Source organism: Paenibacillus sp. MER TA 81-3, from assembly GCF_023713585.1.
Classification (GTDB): domain Bacteria; phylum Bacillota; class Bacilli; order Paenibacillales; family Paenibacillaceae; genus Paenibacillus_B; species Paenibacillus_B profundus.
The window spans coordinates 1-17,959 of record NZ_JAMAWB010000041.1; the positions used below are offsets into that span (position 1 = coordinate 1).

General features: G+C 48.8%; 7 protein-coding genes and 1 pseudogene. 6 read left to right on the forward strand and 2 right to left on the reverse strand.

The genetic code is table 11. From position 1 onward, the window contains the following. The 3 genes from M3650_RS30980 to M3650_RS30990 form a co-directional block, all read left to right on the forward strand. Positions 1 to 9,603 (forward strand): non-ribosomal peptide synthetase (locus tag M3650_RS30980; protein WP_285848787.1); only part of this gene is annotated, 9,603 nt, incomplete at its 5' end. A gap of 262 nt (positions 9,604 to 9,865) precedes the next feature. Further along, on the forward strand, positions 9,866 to 10,765 hold the full coding sequence (locus tag M3650_RS30985; protein ID WP_251580192.1) for a chitosanase: 900 nt from the start codon (positions 9,866 to 9,868) through the stop codon (positions 10,763 to 10,765). Positions 10,766 to 11,044: 279 nt separating this feature from the next. Further along, on the forward strand, positions 11,045 to 12,331 hold the full coding sequence (locus M3650_RS30990; protein WP_251580194.1) for a helix-turn-helix domain-containing protein: 1,287 nt from the start codon (positions 11,045 to 11,047) through the stop codon (positions 12,329 to 12,331). Positions 12,332 to 13,428: 1,097 nt separating this feature from the next. Here M3650_RS30990 and M3650_RS32165 read toward each other — a convergent pair. After that, complete coding sequence (locus M3650_RS32165; RefSeq protein ID WP_285848788.1) at positions 13,429 to 13,845, reverse strand: CatB-related O-acetyltransferase; 417 nt, start codon at positions 13,843 to 13,845, stop codon at positions 13,429 to 13,431. A gap of 94 nt (positions 13,846 to 13,939) precedes the next feature. On the opposite strand from M3650_RS32165, the gene M3650_RS31000 reads away from it, so the two are divergent. The 3 genes from M3650_RS31000 (at position 13,940) to M3650_RS31010 (ending at position 16,916) form a co-directional block, all read left to right on the forward strand. Beyond that, entirely contained in the window at positions 13,940 to 14,251 is a 312-nt protein-coding gene (locus M3650_RS31000) for an ArsR/SmtB family transcription factor (protein WP_251580196.1), read from the forward strand. Positions 14,252 to 14,330: 79 nt separating this feature from the next. Beyond that, the gene (locus M3650_RS31005) at positions 14,331 to 15,494 is read left to right on the forward strand and encodes an MFS transporter (protein WP_251580198.1); all 1,164 of its coding nucleotides are present in this window, start codon (positions 14,331 to 14,333) and stop codon (positions 15,492 to 15,494) included. Positions 15,495 to 16,037: 543 nt separating this feature from the next. After that, complete coding sequence (locus M3650_RS31010; RefSeq protein ID WP_251580200.1) at positions 16,038 to 16,916, forward strand: pentapeptide repeat-containing protein; 879 nt, start codon at positions 16,038 to 16,040, stop codon at positions 16,914 to 16,916. Between the two features lie 183 nt (positions 16,917 to 17,099). Here M3650_RS31010 and M3650_RS31015 read toward each other — a convergent pair. Continuing rightward, a pseudogene (locus M3650_RS31015) lies at positions 17,100 to 17,778 on the reverse strand (peptidase M3); the annotation flags it as partial. Positions 17,779 to 17,959 lie beyond the last annotated feature (181 nt).

Below are 17,959 nucleotides of genomic sequence, written 5' to 3' on the forward strand. Positions count from 1 at the left end.
CAAGCGGCCGCGAAATATTGGGGAGACATGCTTGCGGGCTTCGAACAAGCGGCGGAGCTCCCGAGACGGCAGCGTCAGGCGCGGGGATATGAAGCGATGCGTGTGACTTGCTCGCTGGACCGGAAGCAGACCGAACGGATCAGCCAAGCGGCAAGAGAGCAGGGGGTAACAGTGAACACCTTGCTGCAGACGGCATGGGGACTGCTGCTGCACAAATACAGCGGGACAACTGATGCGGTATTCGGCAGCGTGGTGTCCGGAAGACCGGCAGCCCTTCCCGGCGTGGAGGGGATGATCGGGCTGTTCATCAATACGATTCCGGTCCGGGTGAAGTGCGAGGCTGGAGAAACCGCAGCTCGTGTGCTGCAACAAGCGCAGGAGCAAGCGCTGGCTTCCCAAGCCTACGACTATTATCCGCTGCATGAAATCCAGACCCAAAGCACAAAAAACCGGGAATTGTTTAACCACATCTTGGTGTTCGAAAACTACCCGGTGGAGGAGCACGCAGGTCTGTTGGGAGATACGGCAGGGTTAGAAATTACCGGAGTTCAAGCGGAAGAGCAGACCAACTATGACCTGAATGTGATGATTATGCCAGGCGAAGAAATGACCATTCATTTTGACTACAATGCGCAGGTGTATGAACGAGAAGTGATGGAGCGTCTGCAAAGGCACCTGTTGCGAATCGTGGAGCAGATCGTAGCGGATACGAACATACCGGTACAAGAGCTCGAGTTGCTTACGACGGCCGAGAGGGAGCAGTTGCTCGTACAGTTCAACGACACGAAGGTGAAGATTCCTGAAGAGGCAAGCATACCTTCCCTGTTCGAGAAACAAGCGGAGAAGACGCCGGATAGTCTGGCAATTGTCTGCGCAGAGTGGCAGCTCACCTACCGGGAGCTTGAGGAACAGGCCAATCGTATCGCTCAATGGCTGAGGGCGCACGGCGTAACGGCCGAAGACTGTGTAGGCGTCCTGATGAGTCGTTCACCACAACTGATCGCCGGACTTCTCGGTATCCTGAAGGCCGGGGCAGCTTATGTGCCGATAGACCCGGTTCTGCCGGAGGAGCGCATCGGGGGGATGATCTGGGATGCTGGAATCCAGGTTCTGCTGACGGATGCGGCGTACACGGATACCCTATTCAGCTTCCGAGAGACATCGCTGTGTCATGTATTGTGTCTGGATGATTTGTTGGTGAAGGAGCTGATAGAGCATCCAGGGCAAGCAGAAGACCAAGCAGACCAAGTAAGTGACGAACTAAGTGACGATATAAGCCTCGGCGGCAATCCCATCTTCTTCTCCTCCGCTGAGGAGCTGGCAGGGTATTCTTCCGCGCCCGTTGGCGTCGAGATAGAACCATCTGGCAGCGCGTACGTCATCTACACCTCCGGAACGACCGGTACGCCGAAAGGGGTAGTCGTGGAGCACCGGAACGTGGTGAACTTCATCTCGGGGATGATTCGTGAGCTTCCTTTTGAGACTTGTTCTTCGATGCTGTGCGTAACGACGGTGTCCTTCGACATTTTCGTCACGGAGAGCTGGGTGCCGCTCAGCTGCGGAATGCAGATCGTCCTCGCAAGCGAGGAAGCGCAGCAGGATCCGGTTCTGCTGGCGGAACTGTTGAGCAAGCATCCGGTGCACATGATGCAGACGACGCCTTCGCGGTTGATGCTGCTGCTCGGCGAAGCGCGGAGCGCGGCGCAGCTGCGGAACGTCCACACGCTGTTGGTCGGCGGGGAAGTCTTCCCTTCCTCCCTGTACGGGCAGCTGAGGGAACATACGGATGCGGCGCTGTACAACATGTACGGGCCAACGGAAACGACCGTCTGGTCCACGTTTGACCGCCTCGGCGGCGAAGAACGGATCGGCATCGGTCGGCCGATGGCGAACACGCAGGTGTATGTGGTGAATGATGCGTTGCAGCCGCAGCCGATTGGCGTGGCCGGCGAACTGTGCATCGGCGGTGCCGGGGTCGCCCGCGGATACTGGGCGCGTCCAGAGCTGACGGCTGAGAAATTTGTGGACAGCCCGTTTACCCCAGGCGAGCGTCTGTACCGGACCGGGGATTTGGCGCGCTGGCTGCCTGACGGCCGGCTGGAGCATCTGGGGCGGAGAGACCATCAGGTGAAGATTCGGGGGTACCGGATTGAACTGGGCGAGATCGAAGCCCGGCTGCTCCAAATTCCGGGCGTAGGCGAAGCCGTTGTGACTGCAGCAGAAATGGGTAACCAGACACAGGAATTGCGCGCTTATGTGACAGGTGACCGTCCACTTGCGGCGGCAGAGCTGCGTGCCGCCCTGACTGCCTCGCTGCCGTCGTACATGCTGCCGACGCACTTCATGCAGCTGGAAGAGCTGCCGCTGACGCCGAATGGCAAAGTGGACCGGCGGGCGCTGCCGAAGCCGTCGGGAAGCGGAGCGGCAGCCGGATATACAGCGCCGCGTAACGAAGCGGAGGCGAAGCTAGCGCTGATGTGGCAGGAGGTGCTGGGAGTTGATCGCGTAGGCATCCACGACAATTTCTTTGAGCTGGGCGGCCATTCTCTGAAGGCCATGACGCTCGTATCGAGGATTCACCAGGCACTGGATGTAGAGCTGCCGCTGAGACAGCTGTTCCTCGCGCCGACGGTCGAAGGGCTGGCGGCTGCGCTGAAAGCGGCGGATGGCAGCACGTATAAAGAGCTGGCCCCGGCAGGCGAGCAGGCACATTACCCGCTGTCTTCGGCCCAAAAACGGCTGTACTTCTTGCAGCAGCTGGAGGGCGCCGAGCTGAGCTACAACATGCCGGTGGTGCTGCGGCTCGAAGGAGCACTGGAGCACGTCCGGCTGGAATCGGCGCTGCAGGCGCTCATCGCCCGCCATGAATCGTTGCGCACTTCGTTTGCCGTCGTGGACGGTGAGCCAGTGCAGCGAGTGATAGACCAGGCTATTTTGGAAGTCTTCTATGAGGAAGCGGAGGAAAGGGAAGTCGAGGAGCGAATCCGGACATTCATCCGCCCGTTTGACCTTAGTGAGGCTCCTCTGCTGCGCACGGTGGTCATACGTCTCAGGGAAGCGCGACACTTGCTGCTGTTCGATATGCACCATATCATCTCAGACGGCACATCGATGGGTATTTTGGTAGACGAATTTGTGAAGCTGTACGCGGGCGAAGCATTGGAGCCGCTGCAGCTGCAGTATAAAGATTATGCGGTGTGGCAGCAGGAATACGTGCTCAGCGATGCTTATCGGCAGCAGGAGCGGTATTGGCTCCAGCATTTTGCAGGCGAACTGCCGGTATTAAACCTGCCCGCCGATTTCGCACGCCCAACCTTGCGCAGTTTTGCAGGTGACCGGGTAGATTTCAAGCTGGGAAGAACACTGTCGGAGGCCGTGCAGCAACTGGCGCTAGACAGAGGGGTCACCGTATATATGGTGTTCTTGGCCGTGTACAGCACCTTGCTGTCTCGTCTGTCCGGCCATGATGAGATTATTGTCGGCTCGCCGGTAGCCGGGCGTCCGCATACGGATCTGACGGACATGATGGGGATGTTTGTCAACACGCTGGCTTTACGCATGTTTCCTTCCGGACCAAAAGCCTTTGCCGAATACCTTGAGGAAATTAAGCAAACGGCGTTGGATGCCTTTGAGCATGGAGAGTATCCTTTTGAGGAACTGGTTGAACGTGTTGTCAGCCAGCGGGACATGAGCCGAAATCCACTGTTCGATGCTGTATTCGTGCTTCAAAACACGGAAAACTCGCAGTTGGATCTACCTGACTTGAAGGTAGAGTCTTGTCCATTTGTCGATACACAGGCTAAGTTCGACCTTACCTTGATGGTAACAGAGAGTGCGGAGGGCTATCACTGTTCGCTGGAGTTCGCTACAGCCTTGTTCACAAGGGAAACCATAGAACGGTGGGCGGGCCATTTTACGGAACTGATGGATCATGTGATCTCGGAGCCCGATACGACCCTTGCAGAAGCTAGATTAATAAGCGGGAGAGAGCAGCTTAGCGAGCTTATGAAATACAGCGGCTTGCCTGCCCAAGGCATGCCTCAAACAACGATTCATCAATGTTTCGAGGACATTGCCGGTCTCTATCCGGACCGGACGGCCATTGTGTGTGGCGATCGGCACCTCACGTATGCGGACTTAAAACACCAAGTGGATCTTGTGACCGACAGACTGCTGAGGGAAGGAATGCGGCCACGGTCAGCTGTTGGAATTCTGGCTAACCGCTCGAGCGAATTTGTCGTTGCGGTCCTGGGAATTCTGCAGGCGGGCGGAGCCTATGTGCCTCTGGATCCGGAAGCTCCCGAGGAGCGTCACATGTATATACTGGGCGACTGCGGCGCGGAGTTCCTGTTGGCTGTACAGAAGTTCAAAGTGCCGGAGTCCTACCAAGGGACGGTCATCATGCTTGATGACGGAACTCTTCCGGATGAAGCGTTAGAGTATGAAGAAACACAGGGAAGCAGTTCCGATGATCCTGCTTATATCCTGTATACCTCGGGCACTACGGGAAGACCTAAAGGAGTGCTGGTGACGCATGGAAATGTAATCAACTTGGTGAAAAACAACGGATACGTGCCGTTTCATGCCAATAACCGCTTCGCGCAGACGGGTTCAGTAAGCTTTGATGCAGCTACGTTCGAAATATTCGGAGCCCTTCTGCACGGAGGGGCCTTGTATCCGGTTGAGAAAGAAGTGCTGCTGGACGCACGCCAGATGGGGCAATTTCTCACGGAGCACGGCATTACGGTCATGTTCTTGACCACATCGCTCTTTCATCATCTGGCCGATGAGGATGCGGGAATGTTTGCTGGTGTAGAGCATTTGATTATGGGCGGAGAGGTTCTGTCGCCGAAGCCTGCTTACACAGTGAGGGACGCATGTCCGGGACTTACGATCTGGAACGGATATGGCCCTACCGAAAACACGACTTTCTCGACTTCATTCCCGGTCAAGGAAACAAACAGCAAAAACAGCATCCCGATTGGTCGGCCGCTCGATGGAACGACAGCCTACGTGCTGAGCGCTCAGGGACAACTGCTTCCTGTCGGTGTTCCCGGCGAATTGTGCCTTGGGGGCGCCGGGGTAGCCGCAGGCTACTGGAATCTGCCTGAACTTACACTGGAAAAGTTCAAACCGGATCCCTTTATTGAAGGCGGAAGAATGTATAAAACAGGGGATTTGGCCCGCTGGCTGCCGGATGGAAACCTTGAATATTGGGGGAGAATCGATCAGCAGGTCAAAATTCGGGGCTATCGGATTGAACTCGGTGAGATCGAAGCACGCCTGATGCTTCATGCCGACATTGGCCAAGCGGCTGTAGTGACTTGGACAGAACGTCCGGGAAGTGAGGTTTTATGCGCTTATTATGTCGGCAGCAAGCGCCTGGAACCGGTCGAATTGAGAAATCACCTGAGCATCGCTTTACCTGAATATATGGTTCCTACGTATTTCGTACATCTGCCTGAACTGCCGCTTACAATAAATGGCAAATTGGACCGTCGCACACTGCCGGAGCCGGGAGGAAACGCTGTATCGGGGACCGAGTCCGCAGCACCCCGAACTTTAACGGAAGTTAGGCTTGCACTGTTGTGGCGGGAGGTGTTAGGGGTCGAGCGGGTAGGTCTGAATGACAATTTCTTTGAACTCGGCGGCCATTCCTTACGAGCGATGTCACTGGTTTCGCAGATTCACCAAAAGCTGAATGCGCAAATCAAGCTGCACGATGTGTTCCAGTCACCTACACTCGAACGGATGAGCCAAGTGGTAGAATCATCGGCGGGCTCGCCGTATGAAGGATTGCTCCCTGCATCGACTCAGGATTACTATCCTTTGTCCTCTGCCCAAAAGCGGATGTATGTGCTGCAGCAGCTTCAAGGCGCGGAACAGACCTACAACATGCCGAACGTCTTCCGGCTGGAAGGACCGTTGGACCGGGAGCGCATAAGTGAAGCACTCCAGGCGTTGATTAGGCGGCATGAGGTGCTGCGTACGTCTTTTGAGATGGTGGAAGGCAGACCCGTGCAGATCATACATGATGCGGTGGAATTCGCCATTTCTTATACGGAGACGGACGAAGGGGATACGAGCAAAGCGATCCGCGAGTTCTACTTCCCGTTCGATCTCACCTGCGCTCCGCTGCTTCGCGCAGGACTGATGCGCTTGCAAGAGGAGCACCATCTATTGCTGTTCGACATGCATCACATTATTTCGGATGGCGTATCGATGAGTGTATTGATCAAGGAGTTCGGGGAGCTGTATGCCGGAGGGACATTGCCGCCCCTGCGACTGCAATATAAAGATTATAGTAGTTGGCAAAGCCGCTATGTGACGACGGAGGCTTACAGAAAACAGGAAGCGTATTGGCTGGATCGATATGCCGGAGAGCATCCGGTGTTGGACTTGCCGCTGGATTACCCAAGACCTCCAGTACGCAGCTTTGCCGGAGACAGGGTGCACCTGGAACTAGACTCCTGTCTGACTGAAGGAATAACCAAGTTGGCGCAGCATACGGGGACTACCTTGTATATGGTGCTATTGGCGGCGTACAGCACCTTGCTGTCGCGACTTAGCGGCCAAGACGATATCATTATCGGCTCCCCTGCCGCCGGCAGACCGCATGCAGACCTCTCAGATATGCTAGGCATGTTCGTCAATACACTGGCACTGCGCACCAACCCGGCCGGCGGAAAAGAATTTTTCAGCTATTTGCTGGAAGTGAAGGAGAGTGCACTCGACGCGTTCGTATACCAAGACTATCCTTTCGAAGATCTGGTGGAGAAGGTCGTCAGCCGCCGGGACATGAGCCGCAGCCCTCTCTTTGACGTCATGCTCGTCCTGCAAAATACAGAGCAGGAGCAAATGGAGATGGAACATATCCGGTTGTCTGCTTATCCATATGAGCAGCACGCGGCGAAATTCGATCTCACTCTAACCGCCATCGAGCACGGGGGAGGTATGAACTTCACCTTCGGATACGCTGCAGACTTGTTTGCCCGCGCAACGATAGAAAGATGGGCCGCCTATTTCAAGGTGCTTCTAGAGTCGGTTGTCTCGGATCCGAAGCAGCGGCTCGCAGATCTGCCTTTGATGAACGAAGAGGAACGGCAGCCGATTCATGCCTGCTCGCAAGGCGCCTCTGTGGATAATAGAGCCGGGCGCACCTTGGATCGATGGTTTGCGGAGCAGGCTGCTAGAACACCTGATCGGTACGCAGTCCTCTCCGGGGATCGACGATTGACTTATAGAGAGTTGGACGAGCGGGCAGGACGCCTCGCCGAGTTGTTAAGAGACACAGGCATTGGCCCAGACCGGATTGTCGGGCTCTTCATACCACCGTCGCCGGAAATGATCGTCGCGATGCTCGGGATATGGAAAGCGGGAGGCGCCTATCTTCCGATCGATCCCGACACGGATGCGGATCGGATGGCATACATGCTGGAGAATTCGGAAGCTTCCCTGCTGCTGACCATGAGCGAGTGGGAGACCCGTCTGCATCTTCCGGTGGAATGTCTTAGTCTGGACAGGCTTCCTGTAAGACTGGAGGATGTCGGTGTGGCCGGGGTAGAACCAAGCCACAGCTTAGACAGTCTGGCTTATGTGATTTATACATCAGGTAGCACCGGGAAGCCCAAGGGTGTCAAAGTCATGCACCGTAATGCGGCGGCCTATGTGGAATGGTTTGTCGGTGAAGCGGCTATTGTGGAGGAGGACCGCACCGCCCTTGTTTCCTCCTTCGCCTTTGACCTGGGGTATACGGCCGTATTTTCAGCGTTGCTATCCGGTGCGGCGCTGCACTTGCCAGACAAAGAAATCTACATGGATCCGGAGTGTCTGTTGGAGTACCTTATCCGGGAGAGAATTACTTATGTCAAGATGACGCCGTCCTTGCTTGGCATACTCGTGAGAAGTCCCGGCTTTGCCGAACATGCCTGCAGTGAGAGTCTGCGGCTGGTCGTGCTCGGCGGCGAATCTATCATTTGCGCAGATGTGGAGCTTTACTTTTCCAAGTATGAGCGGTCCCAAGTAATGCAGCACTATGGACCGACGGAGACAACGATTGGATCCATTGCGATGAGGATGGACCGTGAACGGTTCCGCGTCTTCCAGAGCCGACCGGTATTAGGCTGGCCGATAGCGGGAGAGCAGGTCTACATCGTAGACTCTGCAGCGAGGCCGGTCCCAACGGGCGTCGTAGGAGAGATCGCGATTGGCGGACACGGAGTGAGCCGGGGTTATATGAACCTGCCTGATGAGACGGCGGAGAAATTCACGAGCCACCCGTTTGTTGCCAACCATCAGTTGTATCTGACGAGAGATCGCGGCCGCTTACTGGCGGATGGGACTATAGAGTACATAGGCCGCAGCGATCATCAAGTGAAGATCCGGGGTTACCGGGTTGAACTGGGAGAGATCGAGACGCGGTTGAGGCAAATTGACAAGATTGTGGAAGTGGCCGTCCTGGCCATACCGGATGCCAATGGTGTGCTGGATCTGTGCGCTTTCGTAGTGGTTGAGGGGCAAATGGATCTGACAGGCTTGCGGGAACATTTGCGTTCGCAACTGCCGGTCTACATGATCCCGGCCCGCTTCCAGCGGCTAGAGAAGCTGCCGCTGACGGCCAACGGCAAGGTGGACCGCACGGCTCTTGCAAAGCTGCAGATAATGATGCCTGTTCAAGCTAGTTATACAGCTCCAAGGAATGCGTTGGAACAAGCACTCGCCGACCTATGGCAGGAGGTGCTGGGTATAGAGCGCGTCGGCATTGAGGATAATTTCTTCGACATAGGCGGGCATTCAATCAAGCTAATTCAGGTAATCGGCGAGATTCGGCGAAAATTGAACTTGGACATCTCCCTTCGCGACGCTTTTGCCTATACGACGGTGTCGGAATTGGCGCAATATTTTGAGGCCCGGGGAAGCATGCATGAAGACAGTGAATTATCCGTGTGGAATCCGGACAACGGAGTATCCTTGTTCTGCTTCCCGCCGATTGTAGGGTATGGGCATGTGTTCACGAGAATGGCGGAGGAGCTGCAAGAGGTTGCCGCGATTTACGCATTCGACTTCATCGAAGCGGAAGATGTGATCCAGCATTATACGAACAGCATCCAGACTCTGCAGCCTCAAGGAGTACTTCAACTGCTGGGTTACTCGGCAGGAGGAAATCTCGCATTTGAAGTAGCCAAAAAACTAGAGAGCGAAGGACGGGAAGTGGCTCATCTCATTTTGCTGGATTCCTATCCGAGAAAAACTGCGCTCCAAGCCGCGGATCAAGAAGCGTATGCTGAGTCGCTGCAAGAGGAAATCTCGCGATTTATCGCCCATGTGCCAGATATGAATATAGAGGAAGTGCTTCGGAACATCACCAGGTATAAATCTTGGGTTGACCGCGTGGCGACGGATGGCCGGATTCAAGCCAGTATTCATCTGATTCAATCGGAGAATGCTGGAGAGCTGCCAGAGCAAAATTTCTGGAAACCGTGGACTGCGGGAGACCAGATACTCTACCAAGGCAGCGGGAAGCACGAACATATGCTTGAAAGCGAAGATGCAAAAAAGAACGGCGCTATTGTAAGAGCTATATTCAAAGAAGAGGTGCAGTGAAGATGAATAACGACCATTATTTACCAAATACAGGTTCTTATTTATGCTAACGGGGAAGCCGGGGGGATTGTTTTCTCCCGGCCTACGCTCCTCTTTCTTGCTTGTGTATTTAAGACCCCAATTAATTCCGCCGTAGTTTCATGAACTGCGGGACGGCATGCCATACGCTTAGCTGCAGTTAACATTCACACGGATTCATTTATCTATGTGGAAAGGAGACGAAGCTTCGCAATGATCCCATTATCTAGGAGGAATTCTTGGTATGACAAATGCTAAACCAGCCAAAAAAATGACGAAATTATTGGTTGTTCTGCTTTCTTTTACTCTTCTTGCTTCATTATCTGGGATAAGTGCTCCATTTCAATCGAAGGCTTATGCCGCAACCCCTCACGACAAAAATTTTTCACCTGCGACACTTCAGTTCCTGCGTGCGAATACAGGTCTAGATGGCGAGCAGTGGGACAATATTATGAAGCTGGTCAATAAACCCGAGCAGGACTCGCTCGATTGGACCAAATACTATGGTTACTGCGAGGACATTGGCGATGATCGCGGCTATACCATCGGCATATTCGGCGCTACGACAGGGGGATCCAACGACAAACATCCGGATGGTCCGGCTCTGTTCAAGGAATTCGACGCTGCCAGCGGAGCGAGCAATCCTTCGGTTGAAGGCGGTCTGAGTCGCATAGGCGTTCGCGGTTCGATGAATGGTTCGATTTTAAAAATAAAGGATAGCGAAAAAGTGTTCTGCGGCAAAATCAAAGGACTGCAAAACAATGACGCTTGGAGAGAGGCCATCTGGCAGACCTTCTACAAAGTATACATCAAGTACAGCGTACAGCAAGCGCGTCAGCGCGGCTTCAATTCTGCTCTGACCATCGGATCATTTGTCGATACAGCCTTGAATCAAGGCGCTACCGGTGACTCCGGCACTCTCGAAGGCGTCCTGTCCCGCTCAGGCAAAAGTACCGACGAGAAGACTTTCATGAAGAAATTTTATGCCCAGCGCACCCTGATTGTGGATACCAATGAGTACAACCAACCGCCCAATGGCAAGAACCGTGTGAGGCAATGGAGCCAACTTTTGGATATGGGGGAGACTGATCTAAAGAACGCCGATGCCGCGATTGTTAAAGTCACCAACTGGAAAATGAAGTAAGCAGTGATTCCCGCGTCCGGCATTGCTCTGGACTCGGGAATTGTCATTGGTCGCTGGCCGAGCGGCGCACCGCTCCTACGCGCGACTTAGAAGGTTACTAAGGCATTGATCAAGAATGAGCTGGCGAATAATCGCTTTAGCTCGTGGAAGACACGCCAATGATTAATTTTCAATTATACAATATGACTGATATGCTGAGGATTGATTGTATTTTGTGATAGACATGGTAAAATATAGGTGTTCGATTATTTGGAAACCAAGAGGAAGGTGCGGGTATGAATGAATGACGTGATTCAGACCATCGGGGGATTGATTCATCAGTACAGGCGTGAAGCTGGCATGACGTTATCGCAATTATCGGAACTAACAGGCATCCACAAAGGAACCATTTCAAGGATTGAAAATGAAGACGTCAAGAGACCGGAATTTGCAACAGTCCGCCCATTAGCGACAGTGTTAAAAATCCCCTTTGAAAAGCTAACCGAACTTTACATTGAAATTGAAAATAGGGCGGACGCCCTACTAAGCATGTTGCAAGGTGCCATTCAAGAAACAGGAAATGAAGAACTTATCAATAAGGTTGGGATAAAGTTCTTAGAATCCCCAAATGAAGACAGCCAAACTCTTATTGAACGTCTTTACAGCTTAGTTAACGGACTAGAAGATCAAAGGATTAAATTATCTTTGTACATGCTAATCATTAATTACTCTCGTGACCATGGAATCATGCGATTTCTTGCAAAAGGTCTATTGCAAGCCTATTTGATCAAACGAGACGACTTCAGCAAATTAGAGGCTATATATCAGGCGGGGCTACATATTGTGCATTACACAACTTTTCTGTCGAATGAAGAAGCCCTTACACTACATTATAAACTTGGTGTCCATGCATACAATTTAATGAAGTACGAGGAATGTGTTGACTTATGCAAATACGTCATTAAAAACGACAACACTCAGAGTAAAATAAAAGCAAACGCTCTCTATTTAACAGGTCTTGCATATGATTGTCTTGGTGATCATGAAAAGTGGGAGGCCTATTTAAAAGATTACGGCAGCTATAACATACCTGGTGTTGAAGAAAATAAAAAAGTTACTAATGCGTTAGTCAATAGCAGGACAGGAAACACGAATTTGGCAATTGAACAGCTAAAGCAATTAATACCAAATGTAACTGACAGAAATTTCATCATTATCATAACTAGGCTATTCGAAATATATCTCCAATACAATGATGTTCATGCTGCTCGGCAACTGTTTGCATATGAGGATAAAATCAAGAATATTCCAGTGACAACTCCTATCACACAATTAAATATAGCTTACTATTACCGGCTCAAAGGGAAAACGCTTATTGGAGATGATATTGAGGGTTCTTTTGATAGCTTTTATAAGAGCTCACTAGAATATGCTAGTATATCAAAATTTGATGAAGCCTTTGAGAGCCTAAGTCTCGTGTCCAAAGAACTTCTGAATAATACCAGTCTCATTAACGTTGAAACCATCAGTAAAATTGATTTGCTTTATGATGAGTTAAGACTAAAAGGGAGGAGTAATAAGGTATGAAAAAAAAGTTGTATTCTATGGTTGTTCTTTTCTTCTCTTTGTATTTGATTTTATCTCCAATTTCGGTTAATGCTGAATCATCGGATGTCACCACGTATTCAGGTGGAAATCCCGAATGGAGACCGAACTAATACTACGAAAATCCCCATCAGTATTATAAGCTTGGCGTGCATGCCTTCAACTTACTATTCGAAGATAGTGTAGAAATGTGTAAAAGGTCTTGGAAGAAGACTTTACAGACTGTTTTAAGTAACCTACCCTCCATCAAAGAATTCCTCAGACTTGAAGAAAAAGCGGCCTCACTCCATATAATAACGATCTCTATATACATGGAAATGTAGGAATATGCATTATTATTTAGATAAGATTAGTACTTATTACAATTGCAATGTTACCTAAAATACCTAGTTGGAGAGGTGTACAAGAAACGTTTTATAAAACATCTGTACTACAGGTGCTATAATGAACTCAACCACAGTGATTGTAGCCGTGGCGACACTGACTGACAATAATAATGGAGTTGACTCATGGTAGTAATGAGTACCCGTTAGGGTACTCTTTTTTGTGGTGATATTAGAAGAAAAAAGCCGAAAGTTGCTTAAATAACAAATGAATGGTTTTAATACGACATACATTATAATTGCTGTAAAAACAAAGCTATTCATGAGCGTCCACCGTATTCGCTATATACGAAAGGGTGTTCCAACAATTGAACCATTTTATTATTGCTATGAGAAGCATGGCTACTTAATTGAAAAAATCGAGAACATTTGTAAGCAATTCATACAAGCAGCCGATGAAAAAAGAGATTTACAGATACAACTGTTGTGTGATTAAGTCAAGAATTGAATGTATATTACGAAACAATATCTATCCAGGAATCGCAACAGTTGCAGTTCTGGTGTCTTATTATACAACTTTGTTTGTAGATGTGGATAACAGCAGTCAATCCTTAATGTTAACTTGATTATTTATGTTGGTTTATCAGATTCTTTAGCTGCTTCACATCATTGCTACACAAAAGGAATATGGATTTAGTGATTTCTTCAATATCCCATTCCCACCATTGGAGTCGAAGCAGCAATTCAGTTACTTCTTCATTGAGTCGAGTTCGGATAACCGAAGCTAGCTGGATTCCCGCCTACAATCGTATAAGGCGCAACATCTTTAGTTACTACCGAGTTTGTTGCAATAACCGATCCGTCGCCAATACGAACTCCGGGCATGATTGTTGCATTATGCCCAACCCATACATCATTTCCAATAATTGTATCGCTGTTTCCGCCGCTCAATCCTTCCAATCCTCTTTCCCATCCTTGACCGAACGCGCCAAATGGAAAAGTACTAAACGCCTGAATATTGTGATTGGCACCATTCATAATGAATTCAGCCCCAGATGCAATTGCACAAAATTTGCCGATAATCAATCGATCACCAATGAAATCAAAGTGATACAATACGTTGTTTTCAATTGTAACAAAATTCTCTAATAGTGAATATCTATTTAGCGTCATACACCAGTCATGCTAACGTTCTTGTCAAAGAGGCATCGGAGAAAACAGCACTTTTTATATTTACAAATCTATAAAAGTAGATATAATAATCTATATGGAACCTTTAATGATTTATAAAGCTCTGTCTAACGAGACTCGTAGTCAAATTATGCTATGGTTAAAGAATCCAGAGGAATTCTTTGATGAAGAGCCTTATTTACAACAAGGCCTCAATTTTCGAATTGGTGTATGCGTGGGAGATATTCAGGCTAAAGCGGGACTTGCACAGTCTGTTATCTCGAGTTATTTGTTGACTATGCAAAAAGCTGGTTTGTTGGAATCTGAGCGAATCGGGAAGTGGACGTATTATCGTCGAAACGAAAAGACAATACAGGAATTTTCCGAGTACATCAAAAAGAAACTATAAAACGGAAAGGAGGTCTTTTTTTTGCATTTCACATCTACATTTCTATATATATAAATACAAATGGAGGTTTACATTTAAAATGAAAAAGGTTAACTCTTTGCTTATCATTATTCTGGCTTTAGGCGTATTCGGCATTATTACAACGGAAATGGGTATTATAGGGGTTCTGCCCCAGGTAACTCAAAAATTTAATATATCGGCTTCACAGGCAGGATGGCTTGTAAGTATATTTGCTTTAGTCGTTGCCATTTCAGGTCCATTTCTGACATTACTTACTTCCGGTATTAATCGTAAAGTCATTCTCTTAACTGCTGTGCTTATGTTTGCGATTTCAAATATTGTTTATGCCTATACAACCAAGTTCGATGTGATGCTAGCTTTCCGTATTCTTCCTGCCATTTTTCATCCTGTCTTTTTTTCAGTAGCTCTTGTGACTGCAGCTAAACTTGTCCCTCCGGAAAAAAGCAGCAAAGCGGTTACAAAGGTTTTTGCTGGAATAACGGTCGGGTTTGCTTTTGGCGTGCCTTTGACTTCTTATCTCGCGGAAAAGATTTCGTTAGAAGCGGCTTTCCTGTTTGGAGCTGTTGTAAGCATGATTGCCTTTGTAGGGATACTAGCTTGGCTTCCTTCCATGCCTGTTAAGGAAAAAATGTCTTATGGCAAGCAGCTTGGTATATTACGCAAACCTCAATTGTGGTTAAATATCGTGACAGTTATTTTTATCTTTGCAGCTATGTTTTCTGTGTACAGCTACTTTGCTGAATATCTTGGACAAGTAACACATATGAACGGGTCATGGATAAGTATCATGTTGATGGCCTTTGGTATAATCATGATTTTTGGGAATTTTTTATTTGGGAGCTTTTTGCATAAAAGCTTTACAAAGACCGTCATCATGTTTCCTCTGCTATATGCGATAATTTACTTATTCGCTTATTATTTGGGTTCTTATTTCATTCCGATGGTTATTATCGTATTCATATGGGGGGCAGTGCATTCCGGCGGGCTTATTGTCAGTCAAGCATGGTTAACGACTGAGGCGAAAGAAGCTCCCGAATTCGGCAACAGCTTGTTTGTCTCATTTTCCAATCTTGGAATTACTATAGGGACTTTTATCGGTGGTTGGTTTATTTCTCACTTGGGTATACATCAACTCATCTGGAGCGGAATTATGTTTTCACTGCTTGCTTTCTTATTGATCATGTTAAAAATAAAAATTTCCAAATCGAACGCAGAGGAATAATATGAATTAGAACATGAATGGATTAATGGGCTTCTGAATCGCTCCGCTGGATAATGAGTAGGCGTTGCCGGGATTCTCTCTCCGTTATCAAGAGAGGAGTATCGTAAGGATTTTCTGCTTCTTACTGTACTTTAGAGTGGATCGCTTGTTGCGATTCAAAAAGGTGGTACCACGATAACCTCGTCCTTTACTGGGCGGGGTTATGTCGGATACAGTAAAAGCGCGCCGTGTGGCAACAGAAACAATGCAAGAGGTACGTGAGGCAATGAGTATGAACTAATTCTAATTAAAGGTTATTTGTTTGTTTTTCTTGTGAAGATAGAAACTGAGATTTATAATAAAAGCTGATATTTCCTCATCGTAACGGGAAATCGGCTTTTTTTCATGAAAATCACCTTGAACAAGGATTGACGAGAGAATATGAAGTAATAACGTATAGAAAATCATTTCTATATGGAAAACGCCTATTATTATACCACTGCCTTGTCTTTAGATTAGACGATGCAAGTATGGAAAGACGATGAAGCGGAAGGAGACCACCCAATGTCTGAGAATCACGAATATTCAGGACCTTACCCTGACAGTAGTCGCCTCAGTCTCCAAGCTGACTGCGAGCATTGCTTCGGCTTGTGCTGTGTCGCGCTGCCCTTCGCTGCCTCGGCAGACTTCGCGACTGACAAAGATGCCGGGCAGCCCTGCCAAAACCTGCAATCGGACTTCCGTTGCGGAGTTCACACCAGCCTTAGGCAGCGGGGCTTTCGAGGTTGCACGGTGTATGACTGCTTCGGCGCGGGGCAAAAGGTGTCCCGAGTTACCTTCGGTGGACACGACTGGCGGCAAGCCCCAGGATCCGCGAAACAAATGTTTGAGGTGTTCCCGATCGTGCGGCAGCTCCATGAGCTCCTCTGGTATCTGACCGAAGCGCTAACGTTGCAACCTGCCCGTCCGATCCAAGATGCGCTCAGCCGGGCGCTCGACGAGACGGAACGCCTCACTCTCATCGATCCCGACTCCATCATGGAACTGGACGTGGCAGCACACCGAGCAGATGTCAATGCGCTGCTCCTACGGACCAGCGAACTCGTGCGAGCCGAAGCCCTTCGCTCGCAGAAGGGCCCCTCAGGGCGTCGGAAGACCTACGGCCGAGGTGCTGACCTTATCGGTGCCAAGCTGAGAGGTGCCGATCTTAGATGCGCCAATTTGAGAGGGGCCTACCTTATTGCCGCTGACCTCAGAGGCGCCGACCTGAGAGCAGCTGACCTCATCGGGGCTGATTTCCGAGATGCTGACCTCAGAGGTGCCGACCTCACCGAAAGTATTTTTCTCACCCAAGCCCAGATCAACGCGGCAAAGGGAGATGCCAACACAAAGTTGCCGCCGTCACTCACTCGTCCAATGCACTGGTCCGCCTTCGGAGGATGAAGCGAGCACTTGAGCGCTTTGAGAAAAAAGACAAATCTTTAACCGAAAAAATCCCTGCTTTCGACACAAGAAGTAGGGATTTTTGGCATTTTAAAAGACTTAGGGAAGTGTGTGAAATATACACTCTTTTTCCAGAAAGGGCCCCTTTAGCTCAATATTAGCTTTTATCGTGACTATACACATTTAATTTAAATCTTCAATTATATTAATAATGAACTCGAAAATATTTTTTATAGTTTGTTCAGAGAAGTCAAAATTAACACCTGTTTTTCGATAAATCTCCGCGATCGGTAAATTCCAATCCATACTTGCCTAGTGTTGGAATAAGTCTCCTGCTAGTGGAGGAATTAGTATAGAAAATGCACGATGCATTTGTTCACGCTGAGCTTTCTTACATTCATTGTGCTCAGGGTAAAAAATATCAAGTTTCTCCATTAACATTAGTTCTAAACTATGGGAGTAATGCTCAGCTACTTATTCACGAAGATATTGTTCTAGTACACCACTCTCGTTAGCAAACTGCTTATAAAAATGGATTGCATGACCTAATTCATGTATAAGAGCATTAATTCTTTCGCTCCTCCACATCAATTAATCCTTGCTTTCGAATGTACTGAAATCTCTCCTGGAAATGTAGGTCAGTTTTACCAAGCATTTTTTCAACTCCATCCAATAAATCAATTAAATTGATGAATGGATATTTTTGTAATGTACAAGGACTAAGATCCCATGGACGATACTTTTCTATACCAAGTTCTGTTTCAAAGAGCTTCGCCAAACGTTTCCATATTGGGATAGCATACCTTTCAACAGATTCATGAAAAGTGTAACAATCTTGAATACTGTATTCTCTATTTTTTAGTGTGACGGATTGTAATATGAAGTGCGACACCTAGAAAAAAGAAAACCCATGTTGGTTTCGTGTAAAATGGAAGTTACCACACCACCATAGATACAGGAGAACCCAACATGAGCTATTCCCATCTTAGCATAATTGATCGTGGACAACTAGAGATATTAAATAGACTAGGTTGGTCTGCAAG

Excerpts from the sequence above, each read along its gene's own strand:
- M3650_RS31000 (WP_251580196.1), top strand. The coding sequence starts at position 13,940 with ATGGAACCTTTAATGATTTATAAAGCTCTGTCTAACGAGACTCGTAGT.
- M3650_RS31005 (WP_251580198.1), top strand. The coding sequence starts at position 14,331 with ATGAAAAAGGTTAACTCTTTGCTTATCATTATTCTGGCTTTAGGCGTA.
- M3650_RS30990 (WP_251580194.1), top strand. The coding sequence starts at position 11,045 with ATGAATGACGTGATTCAGACCATCGGGGGATTGATTCATCAGTACAGG.
- M3650_RS31010 (WP_251580200.1), top strand. The coding sequence starts at position 16,038 with ATGTCTGAGAATCACGAATATTCAGGACCTTACCCTGACAGTAGTCGC.
- M3650_RS32165 (WP_285848788.1), bottom strand. The coding sequence starts at position 13,845 with ATGACGCTAAATAGATATTCACTATTAGAGAATTTTGTTACAATTGAA.
- M3650_RS30985 (WP_251580192.1), top strand. The coding sequence starts at position 9,866 with ATGACAAATGCTAAACCAGCCAAAAAAATGACGAAATTATTGGTTGTT.